Below are 26,233 nucleotides of genomic sequence, written 5' to 3'. Positions count from 1 at the left end.
CTAGGGCTCCTCGCACTCGTCCTCGGGCAGCTGGTGGTGGGACGGAAGCCAGTGGTGCTCGACGAACCAGCGGCCGAACAGGGCACCGCCGTAGATGACGAACCCGACGCCGATCAGCCAGGACTCGACCACGAGGACGGTGCCGACGGCGCCGTAGCTGAGCGCGTTGGTGACGATCAGCGGGGTGAAGACGAGGTAGGAGAACGCGCGCAGGCCGACCAGGCCGAGGACGGTGGCGACGGCGCCCGGCAGCAGGGAACGCCAGTGGACCTGGCCGCCCAGCAGGAAGCGCTGCCCCCACCAGAAGAAGACCACGCCCGTCACGGCTGACAGCACGACCCGCTGGCTGCCGGGCACTGCGGCCTTCGTGGCCGCCTCCTGGTAGAGGTAGGCGGTGAGCACCAGCAGCCAGGTCGCCTGCCGCCACAACCGGTGCCAGGGTCCGGCGGCCACGCCCCAGATCCGCTCGTAGGCGTTCTGCACACTGCCGCCGAAGGTCACGCCGAACACGCCGAGCAGGACGAGGCCGAAGGCGCTGGTCGTGCCGACGACGTTGCGCGGCGGGCTGATGACGTCGGTGAGCGCGTGGGCGGACGTCCCGGACAAACCCATGCCGTCGGTGAGCCAGGAGGCGAAACCGCCCCGCGCCAGGGGGTCGGCGGCAGCGACCACGATCAGCAGCGGTGCCAGCGTCACCAGGGCGAGCGTGGCGAATCCCATGGCCCGGTGCATCAGTTCCAGCTCCCGGCCGTGCTCGATCAGGGCCCGCACCCTGAGCCACTCCCAGGCGCGGTGCAGGCCGCGCCGCCACCGCTTCACGGCTCCTCCCGGGCTCGCTGCCGCCACGCTCTCCTGAGGCGATTCATCCATCCTGGCGCGCTCCGGGCAACTCGCCGCCGCCGTGGCACACCCGGCCGGGGCACTCCATGGAATCCAGCGAAACGTTGCCGTTTCGCTGAAAGTATTCTACGCTCGATGTGTACGAAACAGTTTCGTTTATGTGCCGTTCACTTCCGCACCCCGGACGACTTCCCTGGAGTGGTTCATGTCCCAGAAGACCCTGGCCGAGGGCTCCCGCGCCGGAGCCGAGGCGATCGACAAGGCCGAAGTGAGCGCGGCCCCGGCGAAGCGGTGGTGGATCCTCGCGGTCGTCGCCGTCGCGCAGCTGATGGTCGTCCTCGACGCCACGATCGTGAACATCGCCCTGCCGTCCGCCCAGACCGACCTCGGCTTCTCCGACGGCAGCCGGCAGTGGATCGTGACGGCGTACGCGCTGGCCTTCGCCTCCTTGCTGCTGCTCGGCGGACGCATCGCCGACCTCTTCGGCCGCAAGCCCGCCTTCCTCGTCGGTGTCGTCGGCTTCGCCGGAGCCTCCGCGCTCGGCGGCGCCGCGAACGGCTTCACCATGCTGGTGATCGCCCGCGCCCTCCAGGGAGCCTTCGGCGCCCTGCTCGCGCCCGCCGCGCTGTCGCTGCTCAACACCACCTTCACGGACGCCCGGGAGCGGGCCCGCGCCTTCAGCGTGTACGGCGCGATCGCCGGCGCCGGCGGCGCGGTGGGCCTGCTGCTCGGCGGTGTGCTGACCGACGCGTTCGACTGGCGCTGGACCCTGTACGTGAACGTGGCCATCGCCGTCGTCGCCTTCGCGGGCGGCTGGCTCCTGCTGAGCAACCACCGTGACGCCGCCGGCGCCAAGCTCGACGTGCCGGGCACGGTCCTGGTCGCCGCCGGACTGTTCGCCCTGGTCTACGGCTTCTCCAACGCCGAGACGCACGACTGGGGTTCGCCGCTCACCTGGGGCTTCCTGATCGCCGGCGGTCTGCTGCTCGCCGCCTTCGCCTGGTGGCAGACCCGGACCGCGCACCCGCTGCTGCCGCTGCGCATCCTGCTGGACCGCAACCGCGCCGCCTCCTACCTCGCGGTGCTGATCAGCGGCGCGGGCATGTTCGGCGTGTTCCTCTTCCTGACCTACTACCTCCAGCTCAACCTCGGCTTCAGCCCCACGAAGACGGGCGTGGCGTTCCTGCCGATGGTCGGCGCGCTGATGGTGACCGCGCAGGCCGGCAGCACCATGCTGCTGCCCCGGATCGGCCCGAAGGCGGTCATCCCGCTGGGCTTCGCGATCGCCGCGGCCGGCATGGCCTGGCTGACCGGCATCAGCCTCGGCGCGCACTACGCGAGCGCGGTGCTGCCCCAGCTGATCGTGATCGGCGTCGGCCTCGGCCTGGTCATGCCGACGGCCATGCAGCTGGCCACCGGCGGGGTCGCGGCGGAGGACGCGGGCGTGGCCTCCGCCACCGTCAACGCCATGCAGCAGGTGGGCGGTTCGATCGGAACGGCGCTGCTGAACACCCTCGCCTCGACGGCCGCCGCGAACTACCTGTCCGGCAAGGACGCCACCAGCAAACTGGTGCAGGCGCAGGCGACCATCGAGAGCTACACGACCGCCTTCTGGTGGTCCGCGGGCCTCTTCGCGGCAGGCGCGCTGATCGCCTTCCTGCTCTACCGGCGCGGGGTGCCGCAGCAGGACGCGGGAGCCGCTCCGGTCGTCCACATGTGACCGCCGGAACCATGAGCCCGAGGGGCCGCCGTCAGCAGGGAGACGGCGGCCCCTCGGCCCGTCACGGCGGCGGTCCCCGCGGGACGGCTGCGCCGTGTCGCTCTGTGTGCCCGCCGCGTCCCGGCGTCCGACACGAGTCATCGGCACAGGGCGGACGGCATCGGTTGAAACCGGTGTTTTTTCGCCGCTCCCCGGGTCGGGCCCCCCACGGGCCTTCCCCGGGGAGCGGCTGTGTGCCCGGAAGCCGGCGGGCGGCCCCACTCCGCCCGTCGGTCCCGGTGCGAGATCGCTCGTCCCCCGCCGCAGTGGCCGCACTCCCCAGTCACGGACCTGTTCCGGCGCGTACGGGGCCGGGCGATCCCGGTCCTGGACGGCGAACTCCTAGAAGGAGAAGACGCCGTCGCCCACGGAGTCCTTCATGCAGGCGTTGCCGAAGGTCCGGTCGTAGGAGACGCGTTGGCCCTGCCAGACGCCCTGGACGGTGACGACGACCGGGTCGTACAGCTTGGAGCACCACACGCCCTCGGCCGGCCGCAGCGCGTTGAAGTCCCCGCCGGTGCCGCGCAGTTCGGCGCAGGCTCGGGCCGCATCGGGGTGGGTGCCGGAGGGCGTGGGCTCGCAGGCGAGGGTGACGGCGCGCTCGGGGGTGGCCGTGGCCGCGTCGTTGCCGTGGCCCACGGTGAGGACCAGCGCCGAGGGGGCGTAGAGCGACGACGGGGCGACGCCCGGCGCAGCGACGGCGGCCCCGGCCAGGGGTCCGCAGACGGCGGCGGCCGTGAGGCCGAGGGCCGCTGCCCAGCGCGCGGTGTTCCGCATTGTGTGCATCCTTCCGCTCGAACAGACGAGGTGCCGGCCCGGGCCCAGGTGGGGCGCCGGAGCGGCGAGCGCCACTCTGCCGAGTCCACCGGGGAAACACACATCCAACGCATGGATTTCGGTAACCTTTCGTGTTGAATCAGTGGCGTGATGTCACGGAATTCGCACACCGTGACCCAGGAACAGAGCGGGTTCCGCCCGGTCTAAGCGATTCAATGGCCGGAAATCAGCGCCTCGTTAATCGTCCTGAAACATTCCGACCTTGCCCCCTTCAAGCCCCTTCATGACTCCTTGTGTTCATGAAGTGATCACGTATCGTCGGTCTGCACGCACGCTCAGCTCCTCAGCTCCTCAGCTCCTCAGCTCCTCAGCGACGAGAGGCGGACGACCGGATGGCGAAGCACTGGGCCGACTTCCAGTACGAGATCTATCTGAACGGGATGACGGGTGCCGTGCCGCGTCTGCCCACCGATCTGACCCGGTTGGAGGAGCTGGCCGAACACCGGCTCGCCCCGGGCCCGATGGGGTATGTGGCGGGCAGTGCGGGCGACGGGAGCACGGCCCGCGCCAACCGGGCCGCGCTCGCCCGGCGCCGGATCGTGCCCCGCATGCTGCGGGACGTCGGCGAGCGGGAGCTGTCCGTCGAGGTGCTCGGGCGCTCCCTGCCGGCGCCGCTGGCGCTGGCACCCGTCGGCGTGCTGGGCATCATGCATCCGGACGCCGAACTGGCCGCCGCCCGGGCCGCCGCCGCGCAGGGCGTGCCGTACATCCTGTCGTCGGCGTCGAGCACGCCGATGGAGCGGGTGGCCGAGGCGATGGGGGACGCCGAGCGGTGGTTCCAGCTGTACTGGGGCAAGGACCGCGAGGTGACCCGGAGTTTCCTCGACCGGGCGAAGGCGGCCGGGTTCTCGGTGCTGGTCGTCACCCTGGACACCCAGCTGCTGGCGTGGCGGCCCCGCGACCTGGACCAGGCGTATCTGCCGTTCCTGCACGGGGTGGGCACCGCCAACTACTTCACCGACCCGGCCTTCCGGGCGGGGCTGGAGCGGTCCGTGGAGGAGGATCCGAACGCGGCGGTGCTGCGCTTCCTCGGGCTGTTCGGGGATCCGGGCAAGACCTGGCCGGACCTGGCCTTCCTGCGCGCGCACTGGGACGGTCCGATCCTCCTCAAGGGTGTGCTGCACCCGGACGACGCCCGGCAGGCCGCCGACGCCGGGATGGACGGCGTGGTGGTCTCCAACCACGGCGGCCGGCAGGTGGCCGGCTCGGTCGCCGCGGCCGACGCACTGCCCCGGGTCGCGGACGCGGTCGGCGACCGGCTGACGGTGCTGTTCGACAGCGGGGTGCGCACCGGCGACGACGTGTTCAAGGCGCTGGCCCTGGGCGCGCGGGCGGTGCTGGTCGGCCGGCCGTACGTCTACGGGCTCGGGCTGGACGGCCAGGCGGGCGTGGAGCACGTCATCCGGTGTCTGCTCGCCGAGTTCGACCTCACGCTCGCGCTGTCCGGGCACCGCGCCCCGGGGACGGTGTCGGCGGCCGACCTCGTCGAGGAGCCTGTCTGAGCCTGCCGTGGCCGGTGGCGGTCGGCCCGCCACCGGCGGTGTCTCAGGTGTCCTTCTCCGGCAGCCCGGCCGGCTGCGGGGACGGCCCGCCCGTTCCCGCGATGGACAGGGAGCCGGGGCTCGCCGCCGGCGCGTCGGTGACCCAGCGCTGGCCGGCCGAGTGGTCCCGGACCTTGACGACGAGGTCGGCGCCCGGGGTGGCGCCCGCGGCGGCGAGGGCGAGGGTGCGGTCCCAGCGGGGCAGCAACTCGCCCTCGGCGCTGCGGTCGTAGCGCACGTCGTTCGCCCGCGCGGAGCCCGCACCGGCGCAGCTGCCGAGGATCACCACCCCGGCGTCGGCGTGCGAGTCCAGGCACAGGTCCGGACCGGCCGCGCTGCGCAGCAGCCCGTCGGCGTCGTACGTCCACTGCTGGGTGGCCGCCGAGGAGCACACGGCCAGCACCGCACCCGCCCCGGCGCGCGGGGTGCCCTTGACGTCCAGGCACAGGTCGGCGTCGGCGTTGCGTAGCCGGGCGGGCCGTCCGGACGTGGGCAGACCGGCGGTACCGGGGGCGGTGGCGGAGGTGGGCGCGGACGGGCCGCCGGGAACGGCGCTGGTGGAGGCGACCGGGTCGGTGCCGTCGCCGCCGTCCGGCCACATGCTGATCGCCAGCACGGTCGCGAGCAGCCCGGCCGAGGCCACGCCGACGCCGGTGAGCAGCGTCCGGGACGACAGCGCGGTGACGGGTGCGCGCAGTACGGCCGCCGGGATCCGGGCGAGCGGTCCGGGCTCGTCGCCGCCGCGCCGCCGGCCGCGGGACACCCGGCCGTGCCCGTCGCCGCGCCCCGCGGAGCCGCTCCCGGTGGCGCGCGCGAACAGCCCGGGCTTGTCTCCGCCGCGCCGCCGGCCGCCGGAGCGCCGGGAGCCGCCGCGGGCGGGACCGGGGCGGCGGCCGGGGCGGGAGTCGAGGTAGCGGCGGGCACCCCAGCCGAGCACGGCCTCGGCGAGCAGCACGCCCAGGGCCGCGTCGGCGTGGCCGAGTTGCTCGGCGGCGTGCCGGCAGTAGGCACAGGCGGCCAGATGTTCCTGGACGTCGGGCAGCAGGGCACCGCCCCGGCGGATCGGGACGTCGAGCAGGCGGTTGTAGTAGCGGCAGTCCTTGCCGGGGGCGAGTTCCCGGTGGGCGCGGACCAGGCCTTCGCGGAACTTGTCCCGCGCCTGCTCCAGCGCGGCCGTCGCGCTGTCGGCGTCCAGGCCGAGCAGCGCGGCGGGCACGGTGACCGGCTCGGCCTCGACCTCGGTGTGCCACAGCAGCGCCTGCTCCAGCCGGGGAAGGGCGTGGAAGGAGCGGTCGGACAGGGCTCGGTTCTCCGGTATGAGCGTCTTGGCGGCGCGCATACCGCGGCCCCCGGCGGGCTTGCCGAGTCCGGGCAGTACGGCGGTGATCCGGTCGGTGCCGGACCAGTTGACGACCGTGTCGCGGACGGTGACCAGCAGGCGGGGCCGCAGTGCCTCGGCGGGTTCGCCGAGCGCGAGACGGCCGAGGACCTGGTGGAAGGCGGTGGCGGTGACCATGTGGGCGAGGGGCCCGGGCATGGCCAGGCAGATGACCGCGTACTCGTGCGCCGGCTGCCAGTGCCGGGCCATCAGCAGGGCGGTGGACCGCGAGCCTTCCGCGTCGGAGCCGGCCCGCAGCGGACCGGCGAGCAACTCGTCCGGTTCCCCGGGATCTCCGCCGGGCGGCGGATAGGGGGGACGAGGAGGGTGGGGGGTGGGCACTGAGCGGGTTCCTTTGGTGCGTGATGCGTCGTTGCGTATCTCAGGGGCGCGCACGGGGAGGGGAATTCTCCGGTCCTCGGCCGGTGAACGATCCGCAACTGCCGGAAGAACCCCGGACTTTACCCCCCGCACGGGCGCGTCAACCCTTGCACAACTTCCACACGAGCAACAAGGCGCCCGCACAACTCGACCGGTTTGAAGGAAAGTCAGGAATTACGCCGTCCCCACCGTTGGCCGGCCATCGGTATTCGGTGGACCGAGCACCCCGTGTGAACCGTGCGCACACACCATCCGGCCGCGCGCGTTCCGGGCCCGTGCCGCCCCGTGGTGGACTGGGGCCGGCCCTCTCGGAAGGCCCCGCACGGGGTGGGGGTCCCCCGGTTCGACCGAAGTCGGGAACTGGGGGAAGCTCTCCCGTGCGAGATGGGCCGCCGGCCCCCTTCCTCCTGCCCTCGGCCGGCGGCCCCGGCGGGCTTCCCCCTGCCGGCCGGGGCGGGTGCGGACCGGCGCCACCCGCCTCTCAGATCTGCCAGGAACGCAGCCGGTCGGCCGCGCCGTACACGTCCGCCTTGCCGGAGATCAGGTCGCGGGCGAGGTCGACGAGGGCGCCGTAGGGCGGGTCGATGCCGACGCCGCTGACGAACATGTAGGCCACGGCGGTCGCGCAGGCGAAACGGGCGTTGGCGGCGGGCAGCGGCTTGAGCACGGCGAGGGTGTGCAGCAGGGCGGCGGCCCGCCAGGCGGGGTCGGAGTCCACGCCGAGCCGGGGCGGGTCCACGCGGTGCCGGGCGACGGCGGCGACCAGTGCGGAGAAGTCGTCGACCGAGGGCTGGTCGGGCAGGACCTCCTCATGGCGCTGGAGCAGCCAGGGGACGTCGATATGGATGACGGAGGGCATCGCTCAGGCGGCCTCGTCCTTCGCCGGGGGCTCGTCGTCGGGAAAGGCGGCCGCGAACTCCTCGGCGTGCGCGGCGAAGAACTGCCGGAAGGCCTGGGCGCCCTCCTGCAGCGCCCGGTGCCGGGCGATGTCGGCGGCGGCGGCCTCGCGCACGAGGGCCTTCATCGACGTACCGCGCTCCTTGGCGATCTGCCGCAGGTCCTCTAGTTCCCGGTCGCTGAACTCCACATTGAGAGCTGGCATGCCCCTCACGGTACCGCGAGGGTACTTACCCGTAAATACCACCAGGTCAGACGCTATACCGCACGGTACCTTCGAGGCCCGAGGGCGATGTCCGATTCCCGCCGGTCCCCAGGCGCCCGGCGCAGCAGACTCGGCAGTGGAAGGCAGGGAACGAAAACGACCGAAGGAAACGGAAGGAGCGGCGATGAACACGCGCACCGTCCACACCGTCCACCCGAGCCCGCTGGGCGACCTGCTGCTGACCGGCACGGTTTCAGGGGCCGGCGTCACGCTCACCTCGCTGACCCTGCCCGGACAGCGCGGCGCGCCCACGGTACGCGCCGAGGACCGCGACGACGCACCGTTCGCCGAGGCGCACCGGCAGCTGGACGCCTACTTCGCGCGCCGCCGAATCCGCTTCGACCTGCCGCTCGCGCCGACGGGTACGGCATTCCAGCGGGCGGTGTGGCGGGCCCTGGACGACATCCCCTACGGCACGACGACCACGTACGGCGAGCTGGCCACCCGGCTGGGCGTGCCGCGCAGCGAACTGCGCGCGGTCGGCCGGGCCCTCGGCGCCAACCCGGTGCTCCTCGTCCGCCCCTGCCACCGGGTGATCGGCGCGGACGGCTCGATGCGCGGGTACGCGGGCGGTGTCGAGAACAAGGTGTGGCTGCTGACGCACGAGGGCGCGCTGCAGCCGGCGCTGGTGTGAGGGAGGCGGGCATGCGCTTCACCCAGACGGAGGCCCGGCGCCGGGTGGCCGGCACGGGCTGGGCCGCGCTCGCGGCCGAGCTGGACGAGCACGGCGGCGCGCCCACCGGCCCGCTGCCGACGCCCGCGGAGTGCGCCCAGCCGGCCGCCCTGTACGACCGGCAGGTCCGGGCGGGACTGACGGGGAGTGACGGGGAGTGATACGAGAACCCCGCCCGGACCGTCGTACCCCCGCTACACGTCGAGGCGGCTGATGCGCACCGCCCCCTTCGCCTCGCCCGGGTAGGCGCTCGTGAGCGTCAGCCGCAGCCGCGAGCCGCGCACCGCGTCGAAGGTGATCACGGTCGGGCTGTCCGAGCCGGTGGCCCACTGCGTCTTCGCGCCGGTCACCGGCACATAGGCGCGGCCGTCCCACACCGCCACCTCGGCCCGTGCGGGCAGCGTGTGGCCGGCGTCCACCGTGAAGGAGACCGCCACCCAGTCGAAGGTCCGGATCCGCCCGGCGTCGACGGACACCCAGTCCGTCGCACGGGCTCCGCCGAAGGCGGGCAGCAGCGCGGTGGCCGACTTGGTGAAGGCGTTGGACCAGCCGGTGGCCGGATCGCCGTCGAGCATGGCGGCAGGGAGTGTGTCCTCGCGTCCGGAGTAACTGGCGTCCGCGTACGGGTGGTCGAGCGGCTCGGGGTGATCCGGCCGGAAACCGGCCGCCGGGGTGCGGGACACCTCGCGTGCCGCCGTCGCACGCACGCTCACCGTGCCCGTGCGCAGCCCGTCCACGCGCGCGGTGACCTTCAGCTCGCCGGGATCGGTGCCGGAGCGGACGATGGCGAGGGCCTTGCCGTGGAACGCGGTGCGGGTGCTCGCCTGGTAGCGCTCGGCACTCTCCTCTCGGCCGTTGTCGACCCCGGCGAGCGAACCGCCGCGGACGTCGAAGGTGATGAGGTGCTCGGCGTCCGGCACCACCACTCCGCGCGCGTCGACGATGTCGGCGGTGACGAAGACCAGCGAACGGCCGTCGGCGGCAAGGGAGTCGCGGTCGGCGGTGAGGCGTACGGCGCGCGGGTCCCCGGCGGTGCGCAGTACATCGGTGGCGACGATCCTGCCGTCTCGCCGGGCCACCGCCCGCAACTCGCCCGGCTGGTACGGCACTTTCCAGGTCAGGTGGAGTTTGCCCGCGCTGCCGTTGGGGCTGGTGTAACTGCCCGGGTAGGGGCCGTCGGTGAAGGTCTTGTCGTCGCCGGTGGCCTCGGTGGTCTCCAGATAGGCGCGGCCGTCGGTGGTCTTCTTGGCGTCGAACTCCCGTACCCCGAGGGACCTTCCGTTGAGGAACAGCTCGACGGAGGGCACGTTGGCGTACGCCCAGACCTCGACCGTGTCGCCCTCCTCGTGGTTCCAGGTCATCGGCAGCAGATGGACCATCGGCTCGGCCGTCCACTGGCTCCGGAAGAGGTGGTACATGTCCTTCGGGAAGCCGGCGGTGTCCACCGCGCCGAAGAAGGACGCCTTGACCGGGAAGACGTCGTACGGGGTGGGCTCGCCGATGTAGTCGATGCCGGACCACAGGAACTGGCCCGCGAACCACCTGCGGTCCCGGTCCTTCTTGTGGCCGTACTCGCCGCTCATCGTCCAGGAGGCGAGGTTGTTGTCGTAGGAGGAGGTCTCCCGCCGGCCGGGGGTGTGGTTCTCGCCGGTGTTGAGGTGCTCGGGCTCCTGGTAGGCGCCGCGGGTCGAGGTCTCCGAGGAGGACTCGGACTCGAAGAGGAACAGGTGCGGGTACTTCGCGTGCAGGGCGTCGACCGACTTCGCGGTGTTGTAGTTGAGGCCGAGGCCGTCGAGCTTGGCGAGCATCAGGTCGGCCGGCGAGCCGGTGGCGGGCACACCGTGGTACTTGTTGGACCCGATCACCACCGGGCGGGTGCCGTCGGCGGCCTTGATCGCGCCTATGATCCGGTCGGCCATGGCGAGCCCGGCCGTGGAGGTGGAGTCGGGGATCTCGTTGCCTATGGACCACAGGACGACAGCCGGTGAGTTGCGGGCGGCGAGTACCATCTCGGTGGCGTCCTTCTCGCACCACTCGTCGAAGAACCGGCCGTAGTCGTACGTCGTCTTCCCGGTCCGCCAGCAGTCGAAGGCCTCGACCATCATCACGATGCCCAGTTCCTCGCAGACCTGGATCATCTGCGGCGAGGGTGGGTTGTGCGAGGTGCGGAAGGCGTTGACGCCCATCGACTTCATGATCCGCATCTGTCTGCGGACCGCGTCGAGGCTGATCGCCGCGCCGAGGGCGCCCTGGTCGTGGTGGAGGTCGACGCCCTTGATCTTGGTGTAGGTGCCGTTGAGGGAGAAGCCCTCGTCGGGGTCGAAGCGGTAGGCGCGGATGCCGAAGGGCGTGCGGAAGGTGTCGGTGGTGCGGCCGCCGGCCCGCAGTTCGGTGTGCAGGGTGTACCGGTTGCCGGGGGTGTCGAAGTCCCACAGCCGCGGCTCGGGGACGGTCAGTTCGTGGGTCTCGGTGGCCTGATCGGACACGGCGACCGTGGTGGCGGCGCGGGCGACGGTACGGCCGTCGGGGCCGACGATCCGGGACAGGACCTGGACGTCGGTGCCGGTGCCGGACTCGTTCAGCACGGTCGTCGCCACCCGGACCAGGGCGCTGTCGGCCGAGATCCGCGGGGTGGTGACACAGGTGCCCCAGCGGGCCACGTGCACCGGCTCGGTGATCACGAGGCGGGCCTCCCGGTAGATGCCGCTGCCGGAGTACCAGCGGCTGCTCGGCAGCCGGTTCTGCACCTTGACCGCGAGGACGTTCGGCGTGCTGCCGTCGGTGTGCACGAGGCCGGTGAGATCGAGGGCGAAGCCGGTGTAGCCGTAGGGGTGGTGGCCGACTTCCGTGCCGTTGCAGTAGACGTAGGAGTCCATGTAGACGCCGTCGAACTCCACCGAGATCCGCTTGCCGGCGTACCCGGGCGGCAGGGTGAAAGCGAGCCGGTACCAGCCGAGGCCGCCGGGCAGGAAGCCGGTGCCGCTGGTGGTGCCGTTGTCGGTGCTGGGGGTCTGCTCGATGCTCCAGTCGTGCGGCACGGCGACCTCGCGCCAGGCCGAGTCGTCGTACCCGGCATCGGCGGCTCGGCCGTAGGCGCCGGTCGGGTCGGTGATGCCGCCCGGGTTGACCAGCGCGAAGCGCCAGCCGTCCCGCAGCGGCACGGTGTGGCGGCCGCCGGGGCCCGGGGGCGCGTCGGCGGCGAGGGCGGCCGGAGCCGCCGTGGTGTTCAGCAGTGCTCCGGCCGCGGGCGTTGCCGTGGCTGCGACCAGTACCGCTCGGCGCGTGACCGTCATGGCGGCTCTCCCTCATCAGGGCCCAGAAATCATCACAACTGATCGTGAACAAACAGATTCTGACGGCCTGCCACGCGCGATCGTCAAGGGTGCGGCACGCGGTGTCCGCACCCCGATGACACATCGGCCGGATTTTCCCCTTGACCGTGTTCGACGGACCGGTCAGTCGGCCGGAGGCGCGGGTTCGCGGGCGGGCGTGACGCACTAGGCTGGGAACGGAAGTGGAGCCACCTGTTCACTGTGAGTGTGCGCTGGGAGCGGCGACGATGAGCCGGGTCTATCCGTTCGACGATGCGATGACGGCCCGGGCCGTCATCGACGACGACGGAACGCTGGTGGAGTGGAACGAGGGCGCCCGGCGCCTGCTCGGCCACCCCGCCGAGGCGGTCCTGGGCCGCCCCGCCGCCCGGCTGCTCGCCGGGGACGCCGGGACGGCCGTCCCTCCGGGCCCTCGCTGGGACGGTACGGTCGGATTGCGCCACCGGGACGGCCGTATGATCCCGGTCTGGCTGCTCGCCCACCGCCGCCCGCCCCGCGACGGACACCGCGGCGACTGGCTGGTGGTCACCCCGCTGACCGGCGCGGAGCCGCCCACCGCGGACGACCCGCTCGTCGACGCGGGCCTGATCCAGTCGCCGTGCGCGCTCGCCGTGTACGACGACGCGCTCCGGCTGCGCCGGATGAACGACGCCATGGCCGAGGTCGCCGGCCTGCCGGAGGAGCGGCTCCGGGGTCTCAGGCTCGCGGAGATCGGCGGGAAGCAGGAGAGCGAGGACCTGGAGCAGGCCATGCTCCAGGTGCTGACCAGCGGTGAGCCGCTGGACGTGCAGACCTATCTGCGCACGGGCGGCGAGCAGCGCGCCCACGCCTGGCTCGCCCGGATGGCCCCGGTCCGGGACGGCGCGGGCCGGGTGCGCGGGGTGTGTCTGGCAGCGCACGACATCACCGACAACTACCGGGCCCGGCAGCGGCTACAGCTGGTGAACGAAGCGAGTGTGCGCATCGGCAGCACCCTCGACGTCACCCGGACGGCCCAGGAGCTGGCGGACGTGTGCGTGCCCGCCCTCGCCGACTTCGTCACCATCGACCTGCTCGACCCGCATGAGCACGGCGGCGAGCCCCCGGCCCGCATCACGGCACCGGTGCTGCTGCGCCGGATCGCCCACTGCTCGGTGCACCCCGAGGTGCCGGAGGCGGTGATCAGCCCCGGGCAGACCGAGGAGTACCCGGCGGGCTCCCCGCAGGCCGACTCGCTGACCGCGGGGCACACCATCGTCGCCTCGGTGACCGAGGGTGACATCGACGACCGGCTGACCTGGCACACCGCGCGCGCCCAGCGGGTGCGGGAGTTCGGCATGCACTCCTCGATGTCGGTGCCGATCCAGGCGCGCGGGCTGACCCTCGGGGTCGCGGTCCTCACTCGCTACCGGCGCCCGGACCCGTTCACCGCGGACGACGTGCTGCTGGCAGAGGAGATCACCGCCCGCGCCGCCGTCTGTATCGACAACGCCCGCCGCTACTCCCGCGAGCGGGAGACCGCGCTCGCCCTCCAGCGCAGTCTGCTGCCCCGCTCCCTGCCGCGCACGGCCGCGCTGGAGGTGTCCTCGCGCTATCTGCCGGCCGCGCGGGCCGGGGTGGGCGGCGACTGGTTCGACGTCATCCCGCTGTCCGGGATGCGGGTCGCGATGGTCGTCGGGGACGTCGTCGGGCACGGTGTCGAGGCCTCGGCCACGATGGGCCGCCTACGGACGGCCGTACGCACCCTCGCCGACATCGACCTGGCCCCGGACGAACTGCTCACCCACCTGGACGACCTGGTGGTCCGGCTGTCGGAGGAGTCGGGCGCCGACAGCCCCGGCGAGGTCGGCGCGACCTGCCTGTACGCCGTCTACGACCCGGTGTCGCGGCGCTGCACTGCGGCCCGCGCCGGACATCCGCCGCCGGTGCTGATCCGGCCGGGCGGCGCGCCGCGGGCGCTGGACCTGCCGGGCGGTCCCCCGCTCGGGGTGGGCGGGCTGCCCTTCGAGGCCATCGAGGTGGACCTGCCCGAGGGCACCGTCCTCGCGCTGTACACGGACGGGCTCGTGGCGTCCCGGGAGCGGGACCCGGAGACGAGCCGGGCGTTGCTCCACGAGGCGCTCGGTGCGCACTCCGGTCCGCTGGACAAGACCTGCGACCGCGTCCTGCACACCCTGCTGCCCCCGGGCGGCTCCGCGGACGACGTGGCACTGCTGCTCGCCCGCACCCGGGGCCTGCCCGCCGCGCAGGTGGCGACGTGGGACATCCCGGCCGACCCGGCGCTCGTCGCGCCGGTCCGCAAGCAGGTCGTGGAGCAGCTGGACACCTGGCGGCTCAGCGAGGCGTCGTTCACGGCGGAGCTGGTGGTCAGCGAACTGGTCACCAACGCCATCCGGTACGGCTCCCACCCCATCCGGCTCCGGCTGATCCAGGACGCGGGCACGCTGATCTGCGAGGTGTCCGACACCAGCCCCACCGCCCCGCATCTGCGCCGAGCCAAGATCTTCGACGAGGGCGGCCGGGGTCTGCTGCTGGTCGCCCAGCTCACCCAGCGCTGGGGCAGCCGGCACACCCCGGAGGGCAAGACGATCTGGGCGGAGCTGCCGGTGTACGAGGAGGACCGGTAGGGGTCAGGATCCGGCCAGCCAGGGCCGTACCTGCTTGCGGGCCTCGTGCAGACGGGACTTGAGGGTGCCCAGCGGGATGCCGACGCGCTCGGCGACCTCGGCGTACTCCAGCTGGCAGATGTCGCGGTAGACCAGCGGCGCGACCAGGTGCGGGTGGGTGCGCTCCAGGCGGTCCAGGGCCTCCAGCAGATCCACCCGGGAGCCGGCGATGACGCTGGTGGTGCGCGGGTCGACGGCGTACGCGGGCTCGATGGTGGCCGGCTGCTCGGCGGCGCGCCGCTTCAGCTCGCGGTACTTCTGTCGGCAGCAGTTGGCGACCACGGTGTACAGCCAGGTGCCGAAGCGGCTGCGGCCCTGGAAGGCCGCGATGTACCGGGCCACCTGGAGCAGCACGTCCTGGGCGGCCTCCTCGGCGTCCTCCCGGCAGGGCAGGAAGCGCCCGCAGCGCCGCACGACCTCCGGCCGGATCTCGGCCAGCAGACGGTCCAGCGCGGCACTGTCGCCCGCGGCGGCCCACCGGGCGAGGTCTTCCATCGGCGCCTGGTCCTGCACGGACGGGCCCCCCTTCGAGTCGATCTCAGGCCAGGCATGATAGTCGTATGCACTCCCAAGGGCGGATCGGCCGCTACCGCCTCGAACAGCCGCTGGGCAGCGGCGCCTTCGCCACGGTGTGGCTCGCGCACGACGAAGAGCTCCAGGCCCCGGTCGCGGTGAAGGTCCTCGCCGAGAACTGGACCCACCGGCTCGACATCAGGGAGCGCTTCCTGTCCGAGGCCCGGCTGCTGCGCCGGGCCGGCTCCAACCGGGTGGTGCAGGTCTACGACATCGGTCAACTCCCGGACGGCAGGCCGTACTTCGTGATGGAGTACGCCGACGGCGGCACCCTCGCCGATCTGTTGGCCGGCGGCCCGCTGCCGGTGCGGGACGCGCTGGCGCTGACCGCGGAGGCCGCGCGCAGTGCCGCCGCGCTGCACGAGGCGGGCATCGTGCACCGAGACATCAAGCCGACCAACGTGCTGCTGCACACCGCCCCGGACGGCACTCGCCGGGTGCTGCTGGCCGACCTGGGGCTGGCCAAGAGCCTCGCGCAGGCCTCGGTGCTGACGCTGGCCGCGGGCTCGGCGGGCTATCAGCCGCCGGAGCAGGCCGAGCCCGGTGAGGGCATCGACGAGCGGGCGGACGTCTACAGCCTGGGCGCGGTCGGCTACGAGCTGCTCACCGGGACCGTGCCGGGCTCCCCGGGCCGGGTCGTACCGCCCCGCCGGCTGCGGCCGGACCTCGGCGAGGACGTGGAGCGGGCGGTGCTGCGGGCACTGGAGCCGGACCGGGCGCGGCGCTGGCCCGGTGCGCAGGCGTTCGCGCACGAGCTGGACCGGCTCGCGGCGGCCTCGGCGACACCTCACACCACCCGGCGGCTGGACGGGGTGCGCGGACGGCTGAACATCGTGACGATGTCGCTGGCCGCGGTCCTCGCCGCCGCCGCCGCGGCGGCCGCGGTGACCGCCGTCCTCCACCACCGCGGCGGCTCCTCGGACGAGACGCAGGTGAAGGACGCGACCGGGCGGGTGGTCGTACGGGTGCCCGCGGGCTGGGGCCGCGAGCTGCGCGACTCCGGCTGGGACCCGGGTGTGCTGGGGCTGGCCAAGGGACACGAGCCGGGGCTGGTGGTCGCCGACGACCTGACCCGGTGGGCCGATCTGGGCAAGCCGGTGGACGGTGTCTTCGTCGGGGTGAGCGAGCACGGCGACCTCACGGCGAAGGTGTCGGTCCTCGCCCACTCCGGCTGCCGCTACTCCGGCAGCCGTACCTTCTCCGACACGGATTTCCGCGGCCTGGTGCGGGCCTGGAGCGGCTGCCCGGACGGCGGTTCGGTCACGGAGTCCGCGCTGGTTCCGGCGAACGACGGCACCGGTCAGCCGCAGGTGTACGTACAGGTGCGCGAGCGGGGAACCGGTGACGCCACGGACGGCATCCTCCGTTCGCTGCGGGTCGGGTGACGCCACGCCTGCCGGAGGCCGGCGCGGGGAAGGAACCCTGCGTGTGCCGAACTTCTCGGGCGCTGCGCGCATCGGAATGTGATGACGGCGCACTCGGCGCCGCAGGCACGCGTTCCCCGTGTGCCGTGATCATCCAGGAGTGGTGAGCGACATGGTGTACGCACCCCGGTCCACGCGGCACGGGGCCCTGCTCGTCGGTACGTTCGCCGTGCTGGGCCTCCTGACCGCCTGTGGCAGCAGCAGTCACGACGTCCACAGCAATCCGCCTCTCACATCGTCCGGTACGGCCGCGCCCGCGACGGGCGGCGCCGAGAGCCCGGCGCCCGGCACATCCGCGCCCGGGTCCGCCTCCGCCGGCACCGGCGCCGCCCCGTCGTCCGTGCCGCAGGCCACGGCGTCGCAGGGCGGCGGTACGACCACCACGACGGCCACGGGCTCCCGCTGCCACACCGCGCAGCTACGGGCCTCCGTGGGCCGCGACGACCCGGGCGCCGGACAGGAGAACTTCCCGGTCGTCCTCACCAACACCTCCGGGAAGGCCTGCACCCTGCACGGCTATCCGGGCGCGGCCTTCGTCAGCGCCGCCGGCGGACAGCTCGGCCCGAACCCCAAGCGCGAGTCGGGCTCGCCGGTGACCGTCACGCTCCGGCCGGGGCAGAGCGCCTGGGCGGGGCTGACGTTCTCCAATCCGGGGATCAGCGGCGCGAAGACGGCCACCCCGGCCGCGCTGCTGGTCACGCCGCCGGACGAACGCGACTCCCTGAAGGTCGCGTGGACGGGCGGCGCGGTGCCCGTGAGCGGGAACTCCTCGTCCGTCTTCCTGTCCGTGCTCGCCCCAGGAACGGCCCCCTGACCTGCGCAGAATCGGCCCCGAGAACCCCGCTGTGCCCCGCCGGGCCGGCGGGGTTCGTCATGAGCGCGCCACAACTGTCACAGGACGGCAACAGGCGCCGCCGGCCGCGATCTTTCTTCCGGCTCCCGCGATCGAACCCGTCGACCGCACGGTGAGCAGGCCCCGCAGAGGGCCGGGAGACGAAGGAAATCGGGGACAAGATGAGCGGGATCTCACGCAGGCGGATACTGACGGCGGGCGCGGCCGCGGGCGCCCTGGGCACGCTGGCCGCCTGCTCCAACGGCACCGGCCTGTCGGTCAGCGGTCCGGCCTCGGGCGGCAAGGACACCGCGCAGGCCCGGCCGGTGAAGCCGATCGGTGACGGCTCCACCGCCGACACCGGCGCCCAGCCGCACCAGCCGACGCCGGAGCGGCTGACGGCGGGCCAGAAGCCGCCGCAGTTCGTGGTGTTCTCCTGGGACGGGGCGGGCGAGCTGAGCAACCAGCTGTTCTCCCGGTTCCGCAAGGTGGCCGCCGACCACGGTGCCAAGATGACGTTCTTCCTCAGCGGCATCTACGCCCTGCCCGAGTCCAAGAAGCACCTGTACCGTCCGCCGCAGCACCCGGTCGGCGCCTCCGACATCGGCTACCTCGCCGACCGGCACATCCACGCCACCCTCCAGGAGGTCCGCTCGGCCTGGCTGGAGGGCCATGAGATAGGCACCCACTTCAACGGGCACTTCTGCGGGGCGAACGGGGTGCGCAACTGGTCCCCGGCCGAGTGGCGCAGCGAGATCGACCAGGCCATGAGCTTCGTGACGCAGTGGAAGACCAACACCGGCTTCACGGACCTCGAACCGCTGCCCTTCGACTACCACAAGGAGTTGATCGGCGGCCGCACCCCCTGCCTGGAGGGCCAGTCCAACCTGCTGCCCACCGCGGCCGCCCTCGGCTGGAAGTACGACGCCAGCTCCCCCGGCGGTCTGCAGATCTGGCCGGGCAAGGTGCAAGGCGGCAAGATCTGGGACTTCCCCCTGCAGTCCATACCCTTCCCCGGGCACAGCTTCCAGGTCCTGTCGATGGACTACAACATGATGTACAACCAGTCCGGCGGCAACCCGCTCGGCGACCGCACCCAGTTCGACGCCTGGCGCACCCAGGCCCGGGACGCCTATGTCGCCGGCTTCCAGCGGGCGTACACGACCAACCGCGCCCCCTTCTTCATCGGCAACCACTTCGAGCGCTGGAACGGCGGCATCTACATGGACGCCGTCGAGGAGGCGATCGGGAAGATGGCCGCGTACGGCGACGATGTGCGGTTCGTGTCGTTCAAGCAGCTCGTGCACTGGCTGGAGGTGCAGGACCAGGCGGTGCTGCGCAAGCTGCGCACCCTGGTGCCCGGACAGGCTCCGGCGGGCGGCTGGGCGGAGTTCCTGGGCGGGTCGGGCAGTCAGTCGTCCTGAGACGTTCACGATCGTCTGTTTTCATGGGCGGGCGCCATGTGATCGGTGACCGATTCCGGAAGGACCCGCCCTGAACACCCCGCTCGCCGAAGCCCTGTCCGCCCTGCTGCTCGTCGCGGTGCTCGCCTGGGCCGTCGTACGGCCCTTCGGCCTGCCGGAGGCCGTCATGGCCGTACCGGCCGCCGGGATCGCAGTCGCCACCGGCGCGATCTCCCTCGACCACGCCCGGGCGGAGGCGGAGCGGCTCGGGCCGGTGGTCGGGTTCCTGGCGGCGGTGCTGGTGCTCGCTCACTTCTGCGATGTGGAGGGTCTGTTCCAGGCGTGCGGGGCGTGGATGGCGCGGTGGGCGGCGGGCCGTCCGGTGCGGCTGCTGACGGCGGTCTTCGCGCTGGCGTCCGCCATCACCGCCGTGCTCAGCCTGGACGCCACGATCGTGCTGCTGACCCCGGTGGTCTTCGCCACGGCCGCGCGGACCGGCGTACGCCCCAAACCGCATGTCTACGCCTGTACGCACCTGTCGAACACGGCATCGTTGCTGCTCCCGGTCTCCAACCTGACGAACCTGCTGGCGTTCGCGGCGAGCGGGCTGAGCTTCACCCGGTTCGCGGCGCTGATGGCGCTGCCGTGGCTGGTGGCGATCGGCGCCGAGTACCTCGTGTTCCGGCGGTTCTTCGCCCGTGACCTCGCGGCGGCCGCCCCGGTGGGCACGGACTTCGGTGCGGCGCCCCGGCTGCCGCTGTTCGCCCTGGTCACGGTCGGCTGCACGCTGGCCGGGTTCGTGGTGGCATCGGCGTTCGGGGTGGACCCGGCCTGGGTGGCGGCGGCAGGCGCGCTGGTGCTGGCGGGCCGGGCGCTGGTGCGCCGCAAGGCCGGCCCGCTGACCGTCGTACGGGCGGCGGCCCCCGCCTTCCTCGCCTTCGTGCTGGCGCTGGGCATCGTGGTGCGGGCGGTCGTCGACAACGGGCTCGCCGACGTCCTCGGACATGCGATGCCGGGCGGCACGGGCCTGCTCGCCCTCCTGGGCATCGCCGCGCTGGCCGCCGTCCTGGCGAACCTGATCAACAACCTGCCGGCGGTGCTGGTGCTGCTCCCGCTGGCCGTGCCGGGCGGGCCGGGGGCGGTGCTGGCGGTGCTGCTCGGCGTGAACATCGGCCCGAACCTGACCTACGCCGGATCGCTGGCGACGCTGCTGTGGCGGCGGATCGTGCACCAGCACGAACACGAGGTGGACCTCGGGGAGTTCACCCGGCTGGGCCTGATCGCCGTGCCGTCCTCACTCGCGGTCGCGGTGGTGGCACTCTGGGGGTCGCTGCAGATCTTCTGAAAGTCCGTCCCAGGTCTGGGGAGGCCGACCGGATGCGTGTGATCGCCTGGCTCGTCGAGGGCACCTGGCCCGCCTGTGTGGACGCCGTGCACGCCCATGTGCCGCAGGGCGCGGAGGTGGTGCTGCTGCATGTCAGCGGGGCCGAGCTGCCGGGGCTGGCACACGGGGCGTTCGCCGGGCTGCTCGGGCGCGGGCATCCGTGGGGGCACCTCCCGGCCGAAGGCTGGGGGAGGGACCCGGGCGACCGGCTGGAGGCGCTCGGCGGGACGTCGGCGGCCGAACTGCTGGAGGCGGCGGCCGAGCGGCTGGGCCGGCCGTGTGTGCGCGAGGAGCGGTCGGGCCGGGTCGAGCGGGAGGTGGTGGCCGCCTGCGAGAGCGCCGATCTCCTGGTGCTGGCCCGCGACGGCGACCGCTCCCGGCTCGGCCCGCACAGCCTGGGCCCGGCGGTCCGCTTCGCCGTCGACCACGCACCCTGCCCGGTCCTCCTGGTATGGCCGGAACCACCCCCGCCCCTGGGCACGATCCCGCCGCCGCCTCCGCACCGTCCGTGATGCGACGGCGCCACCGGATCAGCGGCGCCACCCGCCTCCCCCGCCATAGCCCCCGCCATACCCCCCTCCGTATCCCCCACCCCAACCGCAGTAGTACGGGTACGCCGAGCAGGGGTCCTGCGGGGCGGTGGGCGTCGGTGTCGGGGTGGCCGTGGGGTGCGTGGGGGCCGGCGTGGGTGACGGGGCGGTCCTGGACGGCTGGGGAGTGGGTACCGGGGGCGTCGGGCGCGGGGTGGCGGGCGGCGAAGGGGCCACGGTGCTGCCCCAGTTGACGTTCTCCATCTGCAGCTCCGGCTTGGCGGTGTCGACGGACCAGCGCTGGTCCGTGCCGGGGGCCCGGTTCTTGGTGACCAGGGCGCCCGACCCGTCGGTGGCGGCCGGAGTGAGCGCCAGCTCCTGGTTCCAGCGCGGCACGAGGACGCCCTGGAGCGTGAAGTCGTAGCGGATGTTCCGGGCGGCCGCGCCGGTGGCCGAACACGGGGCGAGGCGGACCGAGTAGCCGAGGCTGGAGTCCAGACACAGGTCGGGCGCGGCGGAGTTGCGCAAGCGTCCGTCGGTCTCGTACGTCCACTGCTGGCTCGGCGTCGCGCCGCACGTGGCGAGTTCGGTCTCGGCGCCCTTGACGGCCTTGCCGCCGACGACACCGACACAGAGCCCGGAGGCGAGATTGCGCAGCCGGCCCTGCAGCGTGCCCTGCCCCGCGGCGCCCGCACCGGCCCAGGACGCACCGGGGCTCGACGCGCCCTTGCCCGGCGCCCGCGAGGAGGCTCCGTCACCGGCCGGGGCCGGGCCGTCGCCGGAGCCCAGCACCGACCACAGCACCAGGGGCAGCACGACCAGCCCGCTGACGGTCCCCACGGCCAGGGCAAGGGTACGGCGCCGGGCGCGCCGGGCGGCACGGTGGGCCGAGCGGCGGGAAGGGGCGGCGGGCTCGTCGGGACCCGCGGGCCCGTCGGCGGCAGCGGCTTCGGCGGATGCGGTGCCGCGGTGCCGGCGCGGCACCGCGACGGCACCGAGAGGTCTCGTCGACTCGGCGGAGCCGGACCGTCGTGCGGGGCCGGCGGGGCCGCGGCGGCGGACGGCCGGCGCGGGGCGCCGTCGGCTCGGCGGCACGACGTCGTCGTGCCCCGCCGGCCCGGCGACATGCTCGCGCCCGGCGGGCTCGGCGGGACGGGCGTGCCCGGAAGGCTCGGCGGGCCGACCGTATCCGGCGGACGCGGCAGGACCGCCGTACCCACCGCGCTCCCCAGGACCGCCGTACCCCGCAGAGTCGGCAGAACCGCCGCGGCCCGAAGGCTCAGCGAAGCGGCCGCGCCCCGCGGACTCGGCAGCACGGCCGTAGCCCTCGGACTCGGCAGCACGACCACGCCCCGAAGGCTCGGCGGCACGACCGTATCCGGCGGACGCGGCAGAGCTGCCGTATCCCACGGCGTCACCAGAACCGCCGTATCCCGCAGGCCCGGCGGAACCGCCGCGTCCGGAAGGCTGGGCGGAACCGCCGTATCCCCCGCGCTCGGCAGCACGGCCATGCCCCCGGCCCTCGTGCCCCTGGCCGGTGGGCTCGGGGGAGGTGAAGGACTCGCCGGACGGGGGTGCCACGGAGGCGGGGTCCGGGGCCGGGGCGGGGGGCTCCTCGGGGTGGGTTGTGCGGGACTCGACGTAGGCGCGGGCGCCCCAGCCGAGGACCGCCTCGGCGAGGGCGAGACCCAGGCCCGTGTTGAACGCGGCGAGCTGGTCGGCGGTCCGGCGGCAGTGGGTGCAGCGGGCCAGATGCCGGCTCAGGTCCGGGTCCAGGTCGACGCCGCCGCGCCGGAACGTCACGTCGAGCATGCGCAGATAGCGCTGGCACTCCTCCTCGGGGGCGAGCTCCCGGTGGACCTGGAGGCACTCCTCGCGCAGCCGTTCGCGGGCCCGCCGGAGCTCTATGTCTGTCTCCTCCTCGTCCAGCCCCAGCAGGGCCGCGGGCACGGCGAGCGGCTCGGCCTCGACCTCGGTGTGCCACAGCACCGCGCGTGAGATCTGGGGCACCCGCTGGAAGGCACGGGACAGCAGCCGCCGGCCGGGCGGGGGCAGCAGCCGGGCGGACGCGCGCTCACCGGTCTCGGCGGACCGCAGCGCCGGGTGCAGGAGTTCCTGTCGGCCGTCCGCGTCCCATTCGGCCGCGATCCGGCGGACGGTGACCAGCAGGTGGGGCCGCCATGCGGCGGACGGGCCGTTCTGCCGGAGCGAGGCGCCGAAGAGCCGGGTGAAGGCGGCGGTGGTGAGCATGCCGGCGGCGCGCGGGCTCGCCGTGCACAGGCGGGCGTAGGCGAAGGCCGCTTCCCAGTGCCGGTCGAGCAGTTCACCGACGGGATGGAGCGCGGGAGTCGCGCCCGTCCACTTCTTCAGTTCGGCACTGAGTTGCTCGTCCGACAGGCCTGCCTCATTCACGGCCGCATTCCTCCAGACGCGATACGGGAATTAGTCCATACCAACGGGTATGGGGAGGTGATGGGGCAGCTCTGACGTCCACCTGAGGCGGCTCTTTTGAAGCGTGAGGGGTGTACGGGGGAGCGGCCTGACGCATGCAGCGGGGAATGTAATTGTCTGCACGCCGACAGCGCACACTTTTGCACAGCGCGGCACAGAGGAACAAGGGATCTCACGTTCTCGACTATTCCGAACGCAAGACCTTCTGTTGACGATTTGTCAAAAACGCTCGGTCAAGGCAAACGCGATTCCCCCTTACCGCTCCCCCTTACCGCCGTTCACCCGCCCGGTAGGCGCCGGGCGGCACCCCGTGGTGTTCCCGGAAGACCCGGCTGAAGTGGTAAGGGCTCGGGAATCCGGAGGCCGCCGCCACCCGCTCCACCGTCAGGTCGGTGGCCTCCAGGAGCTGGGCCGCGTGCCGCAGCCGGGCCTCGCGCAGGGCCCGCATCGGGGAGCGGCCGGTGCGCAGGGTGAAGAGGTGCGCGAAGCGGGACGGCGACAGGGCGACGCTCTCGGCGAGCGAGCGGACACTGTGCGGGGCGCCGGGGTCGGCGGCGATCAGCTCCTCGGCACGGCACACCCGGTCATCACCCGCCGGCTCGGCGACCGGCTCGCGGGCACCGCGCGCGGCGAGCAGGACGACCTCCTCCAGCGCGCACAGGGCCAGCTCCCTCTCCAGGAAGCCCTCGGCCACGGCGACCGGCTCAGGCCCCCGCGGGGCATCGAGGCCCGGACCCCGGCCGTAGGCGAGCATGCGGGCGAAGGCCGCGTCGATCCGGTCGTGCAGGGCGGCGGGGACGCAGGGTACGGCGTACAGGCCGTCGGCCACGGCGTACGGGGCGAGCCACGGGGTCCAGGAGGGGCGGGCTCCGCAGTGGGTCCACCAGAACCGCCAGTGCGGGGCGCCGGGCGCGACGGTGTAGCGGTGTCCGGTGCCGGGTGCGAGCACCACCAGGTCCCCGGCGCCGGCCTCGGCACCGGCGGTGCCCTGGCGGAGCAGGCCGCGCCCGCCCGTGGTGAAGGTGAACAGCCAGCTGGCGGATCCCCCGGGCCGGTTGACCCCGTAGCCCGGACCCTGGTCGTAGCGGCCGGTCACCACCAGTCCGGGCGGCGGGGACGGAGCGCCGGCCGCAGCCGTCACGGGCAGTTCCTCAGCACGCACGGGCATCCTCCCTTCGGCTGTGCCCGCCTAGCGTGACGGACACAGGAGCACCGGACTTCAGGAGCGCACTCATGACAGCCACGGACAACAACGCCATCCTGCCCGAGACACTCCGGCAGCGGTTCGAGGAGGACGGATTCACCGTCGTACGCGCGCTGTTCGACCGGGCCGAGGCCGAGCGGCTGTGTGACGTCTTCGCGGCGCTGCACGCGGCCGGTCCGGTGCCGGGGCACTTCGAGCCCCGCCCGGCCGACCCCGACCCGCTGCGCCGCCATCCCCGGGTGATGCAGCCGCACGAATTCAGCGCCCCGGCACGGGAGTTGCTGCTGGACGCCCGGCTGCGGACCGTCCTGGAGGTGCTGTTCGGCGAGGAGGTACTGGCCGCGCAGAGCATGTTCTACTTCAAGCCGCCGGGGGCGCGCGGGCAGGCACTGCACCAGGACAACTTCTATCTGCGGGTCGAGCCGGGCACCTGCATCGCGGCCTGGGTGGCCTGCGAGCCGATCGACCGGGAGAACGGCGGCCTCGAAGTCGTCCCGGGCACCCACCGGATGGACCTGTTCTGTCCCGAACTCGCCGACGAGGAGCAGTCGTTCGCCCGCGAGTATGTCCCGCCGCCGCCCGGACTCGTGCCGGTGCCCGTCGATCTGGCGCCGGGGGACGTGCTGTTCTTCAACGGCAGCCTGGTGCACGGCTCCGGGCCCAACCGCTCCGCCGACCGCTTCCGGCGCTCGTTCATCGGACACTACGTGGGACGGTCGGCCGAGCGGATCGGGGCGTACTACCGGACGCTGGCGATGAGCGGGGAGCGGGTGCCGCTGGCGGAGAGCGAGGGGGCCGGTCCGTGCGGCACGGAGTTCGTACCGCACGGACCCCACTGACCGTTCAGTGACCGCTGATCGCCCGCGGCGTGTACGGCTGCTCCAGCTCCGCCAGCTCCTTCTCCGTCAGCTCCAGCTCCACCGCGGCCACGGCATCCTCGATGTGCCGGGGTTTGCCGGCGCCGACGATCGGGGCCGCCACCGTGTCCTGGTGGAGCAGCCAGGCGAGGGCCACCTGGGCGCGGGGGACGCCGCGGGCCTCCGCGACGCGGGTGACGGCCTCGACGATCGAGCGGTCGCTCTCCAGGTACAGCCGGCCGCCGAAGTTGTCGCCCGCGCTGCGCTCGGTGACCGTGCCCCAGTCGCGGGTGAGCCTGCCCCGGGCGAGCGGGCTCCACGGCAGCGCGCTGACACCCTGGTCGGCGCAGAGCGGCAGCATCTCCCGCTCCTCCTCGCGGTAGAGCAGGTTGTAGTGGTTCTGCATGGACACGAACTTCGTCCAGCCGTGCCGCTCGGCCGTGTACTGCGCCTTGGAGAACTCCCACGCGTACATCGAACTCGCCCCGATGTAGCGGACCTTGCCCACCTTGACCAGGTCGTGCAGCGCCTCCATCGTCTCCTCGACCGGGGTGGCGTGGTCGTAGCGGTGGATCTGGTAGAGGTCGACGTAGTCGGTGCCGAGGCGGCGCAGGCTGTGGTCGATCTCGGTCATGACGGCCTTGCGGGACAGTCCGGCCGCGTTGGGGCCCGGCCGCATCCGGCCGTTGACCTTGGTGGCCAGCACGATCTCGTCGCGGTTCGCGAAGTCGCGCAGGGCCTTGCCGACGATCTCCTCGCTGGTGCCGTCGGAGTAGACGTTGGCGGTGTCGAAGAAGTTGATGCCCGCCTCCAGCGCCTGCCGGATCAGCGGGCGGGACGCCTCCTCGTCGAGGGTCCACTCGTGGACGCCGCGGTCGGGCAGACCGTAGGTCATGCAGCCCAGACAGATCCGCGACACGTCCAGGCCCGTGGAACCGAGCTTCACGTACTGCATCGTTGCTGCTCCCGCCGTCGGAAAACGATGGACGTGACCGAGCGTACGACGGGACAGGGCGCCGACTTGACT

General features: G+C 73.1%; 21 protein-coding genes. 11 read left to right on the top strand and 10 right to left on the bottom strand.

Features of this window, described 5'->3' with window-relative positions:
• Complete coding sequence (locus LE548_RS16420; protein WP_225097591.1) at positions 1-819, bottom strand: ribonuclease BN; 819 nt, start codon at positions 817-819, stop codon at positions 1-3.
• A gap of 226 nt (positions 820-1,045) precedes the next feature.
• Here LE548_RS16420 and LE548_RS16415 point away from each other — a divergent pair, with 226 nt between their 5' ends.
• Entirely contained in the window at positions 1,046-2,560 is a 1,515-nt protein-coding gene (locus LE548_RS16415) for an MFS transporter (protein WP_225097590.1), read from the top strand.
• Positions 2,561-2,941: 381 nt separating this feature from the next.
• On the opposite strand, the gene LE548_RS16410 is transcribed toward LE548_RS16415, so the two are convergent.
• Positions 2,942-3,376 (bottom strand): subtilase-type protease inhibitor, encoded by a 435-nt coding sequence (locus tag LE548_RS16410; protein ID WP_225097589.1) that lies wholly within the window; start codon positions 3,374-3,376, stop codon positions 2,942-2,944.
• Between the two features lie 392 nt (positions 3,377-3,768).
• On the opposite strand from LE548_RS16410, the gene LE548_RS16405 reads away from it, so the two are divergent.
• Positions 3,769-4,938, top strand: a complete 1,170-nt coding sequence (locus LE548_RS16405) for a lactate 2-monooxygenase (RefSeq protein WP_225097588.1) — start codon at positions 3,769-3,771, stop codon at positions 4,936-4,938.
• A gap of 43 nt (positions 4,939-4,981) precedes the next feature.
• On the opposite strand, the gene LE548_RS16400 is transcribed toward LE548_RS16405, so the two are convergent.
• The 3 genes from LE548_RS16400 to LE548_RS16390 form a co-directional block, all read right to left on the bottom strand.
• Positions 4,982-6,697, bottom strand: coding sequence for an RICIN domain-containing protein (locus LE548_RS16400; RefSeq protein WP_225097587.1), 1,716 nt, complete (start codon positions 6,695-6,697; stop codon positions 4,982-4,984).
• Positions 6,698-7,217: 520 nt separating this feature from the next.
• Entirely contained in the window at positions 7,218-7,595 is a 378-nt protein-coding gene (locus LE548_RS16395) for a toxin Doc (protein ID WP_067044164.1), read from the bottom strand.
• A gap of 3 nt (positions 7,596-7,598) precedes the next feature.
• On the bottom strand, positions 7,599-7,838 hold the full coding sequence (locus LE548_RS16390; protein ID WP_225097586.1) for a hypothetical protein: 240 nt from the start codon (positions 7,836-7,838) through the stop codon (positions 7,599-7,601).
• Between the two features lie 184 nt (positions 7,839-8,022).
• On the opposite strand from LE548_RS16390, the gene LE548_RS16385 reads away from it, so the two are divergent.
• Together LE548_RS16385 and LE548_RS16380 are read left to right on the top strand one after the other, a co-directional pair.
• On the top strand, positions 8,023-8,532 hold the full coding sequence (locus tag LE548_RS16385; RefSeq protein ID WP_225097585.1) for a methylated-DNA--[protein]-cysteine S-methyltransferase: 510 nt from the start codon (positions 8,023-8,025) through the stop codon (positions 8,530-8,532).
• 11 nt (positions 8,533-8,543) lie between these two features.
• Positions 8,544-8,732 (top strand): hypothetical protein, encoded by a 189-nt coding sequence (locus LE548_RS16380; protein ID WP_225097584.1) that lies wholly within the window; start codon positions 8,544-8,546, stop codon positions 8,730-8,732.
• A 33-nt stretch (positions 8,733-8,765) separates the two neighbouring features.
• Here LE548_RS16380 and LE548_RS16375 read toward each other — a convergent pair whose 3' ends face one another.
• Positions 8,766-11,864, bottom strand: coding sequence for a glycoside hydrolase family 2 TIM barrel-domain containing protein (locus LE548_RS16375; RefSeq protein WP_225097583.1), 3,099 nt, complete (start codon positions 11,862-11,864; stop codon positions 8,766-8,768).
• A gap of 266 nt (positions 11,865-12,130) precedes the next feature.
• On the opposite strand from LE548_RS16375, the gene LE548_RS16370 reads away from it, so the two are divergent.
• Positions 12,131-14,509 carry a SpoIIE family protein phosphatase gene (locus LE548_RS16370; protein WP_225097582.1) on the top strand — a complete coding sequence of 793 codons (2,379 nt, stop codon included), beginning with the start codon at positions 12,131-12,133 and terminating at the stop codon, positions 14,507-14,509.
• Positions 14,510-14,512: 3 nt separating this feature from the next.
• On the opposite strand, the gene LE548_RS16365 is transcribed toward LE548_RS16370, so the two are convergent.
• Positions 14,513-15,061, bottom strand: coding sequence for an RNA polymerase sigma factor (locus LE548_RS16365; protein ID WP_225097581.1), 549 nt, complete (start codon positions 15,059-15,061; stop codon positions 14,513-14,515).
• Positions 15,062-15,108: 47 nt separating this feature from the next.
• Between LE548_RS16365 and LE548_RS16360 the strand changes: the two genes are divergently transcribed.
• From LE548_RS16360 to LE548_RS16340, 5 genes are all read left to right on the top strand, one after another.
• Entirely contained in the window at positions 15,109-16,506 is a 1,398-nt protein-coding gene (locus LE548_RS16360; RefSeq protein ID WP_225097580.1) for a serine/threonine-protein kinase, read from the top strand.
• A gap of 151 nt (positions 16,507-16,657) precedes the next feature.
• Positions 16,658-17,359 carry a DUF4232 domain-containing protein gene (locus LE548_RS16355; RefSeq protein ID WP_225097579.1) on the top strand — a complete coding sequence of 234 codons (702 nt, stop codon included), beginning with the start codon at positions 16,658-16,660 and terminating at the stop codon, positions 17,357-17,359.
• A gap of 200 nt (positions 17,360-17,559) precedes the next feature.
• On the top strand, positions 17,560-18,801 hold the full coding sequence (locus tag LE548_RS16350) for a hypothetical protein (RefSeq protein WP_225097578.1): 1,242 nt from the start codon (positions 17,560-17,562) through the stop codon (positions 18,799-18,801).
• Between the two features lie 70 nt (positions 18,802-18,871).
• Entirely contained in the window at positions 18,872-20,125 is a 1,254-nt protein-coding gene (locus LE548_RS16345) for an arsenic transporter (RefSeq protein ID WP_225097777.1), read from the top strand.
• A 32-nt stretch (positions 20,126-20,157) separates the two neighbouring features.
• Positions 20,158-20,676 (top strand): universal stress protein, encoded by a 519-nt coding sequence (locus LE548_RS16340; protein ID WP_225097577.1) that lies wholly within the window; start codon positions 20,158-20,160, stop codon positions 20,674-20,676.
• Between the two features lie 18 nt (positions 20,677-20,694).
• On the opposite strand, the gene LE548_RS16335 is transcribed toward LE548_RS16340, so the two are convergent.
• Together LE548_RS16335 and LE548_RS16330 are read right to left on the bottom strand one after the other, a co-directional pair.
• Positions 20,695-23,106: a ricin-type beta-trefoil lectin domain protein gene (locus LE548_RS16335; protein ID WP_225097576.1), complete on the bottom strand. Its 2,412-nt coding sequence runs from the start codon at positions 23,104-23,106 to the stop codon at positions 20,695-20,697.
• A 307-nt stretch (positions 23,107-23,413) separates the two neighbouring features.
• Positions 23,414-24,313 (bottom strand): helix-turn-helix domain-containing protein, encoded by a 900-nt coding sequence (locus LE548_RS16330; RefSeq protein ID WP_225097575.1) that lies wholly within the window; start codon positions 24,311-24,313, stop codon positions 23,414-23,416.
• A 65-nt stretch (positions 24,314-24,378) separates the two neighbouring features.
• Here LE548_RS16330 and LE548_RS16325 point away from each other — a divergent pair, with 65 nt between their 5' ends.
• Entirely contained in the window at positions 24,379-25,188 is an 810-nt protein-coding gene (locus tag LE548_RS16325) for a phytanoyl-CoA dioxygenase family protein (protein WP_225097574.1), read from the top strand.
• Between the two features lie 4 nt (positions 25,189-25,192).
• On the opposite strand, the gene LE548_RS16320 is transcribed toward LE548_RS16325, so the two are convergent.
• The gene (locus tag LE548_RS16320; RefSeq protein ID WP_225097573.1) at positions 25,193-26,161 is read right to left on the bottom strand and encodes an aldo/keto reductase; all 969 of its coding nucleotides are present in this window, start codon (positions 26,159-26,161) and stop codon (positions 25,193-25,195) included.
• Between the last annotated feature and the right edge of the window lie 72 nt (positions 26,162-26,233).

Origin of the sequence: Streptomyces sp. CoH27, assembly GCF_020181035.1 — a bacterium.
GTDB classification, from domain to species: Bacteria; Actinomycetota; Actinomycetes; order Streptomycetales; family Streptomycetaceae; genus Streptomyces; species Streptomyces camelliae.
This window is presented reverse-complemented; position numbering and strand designations above follow the sequence as displayed.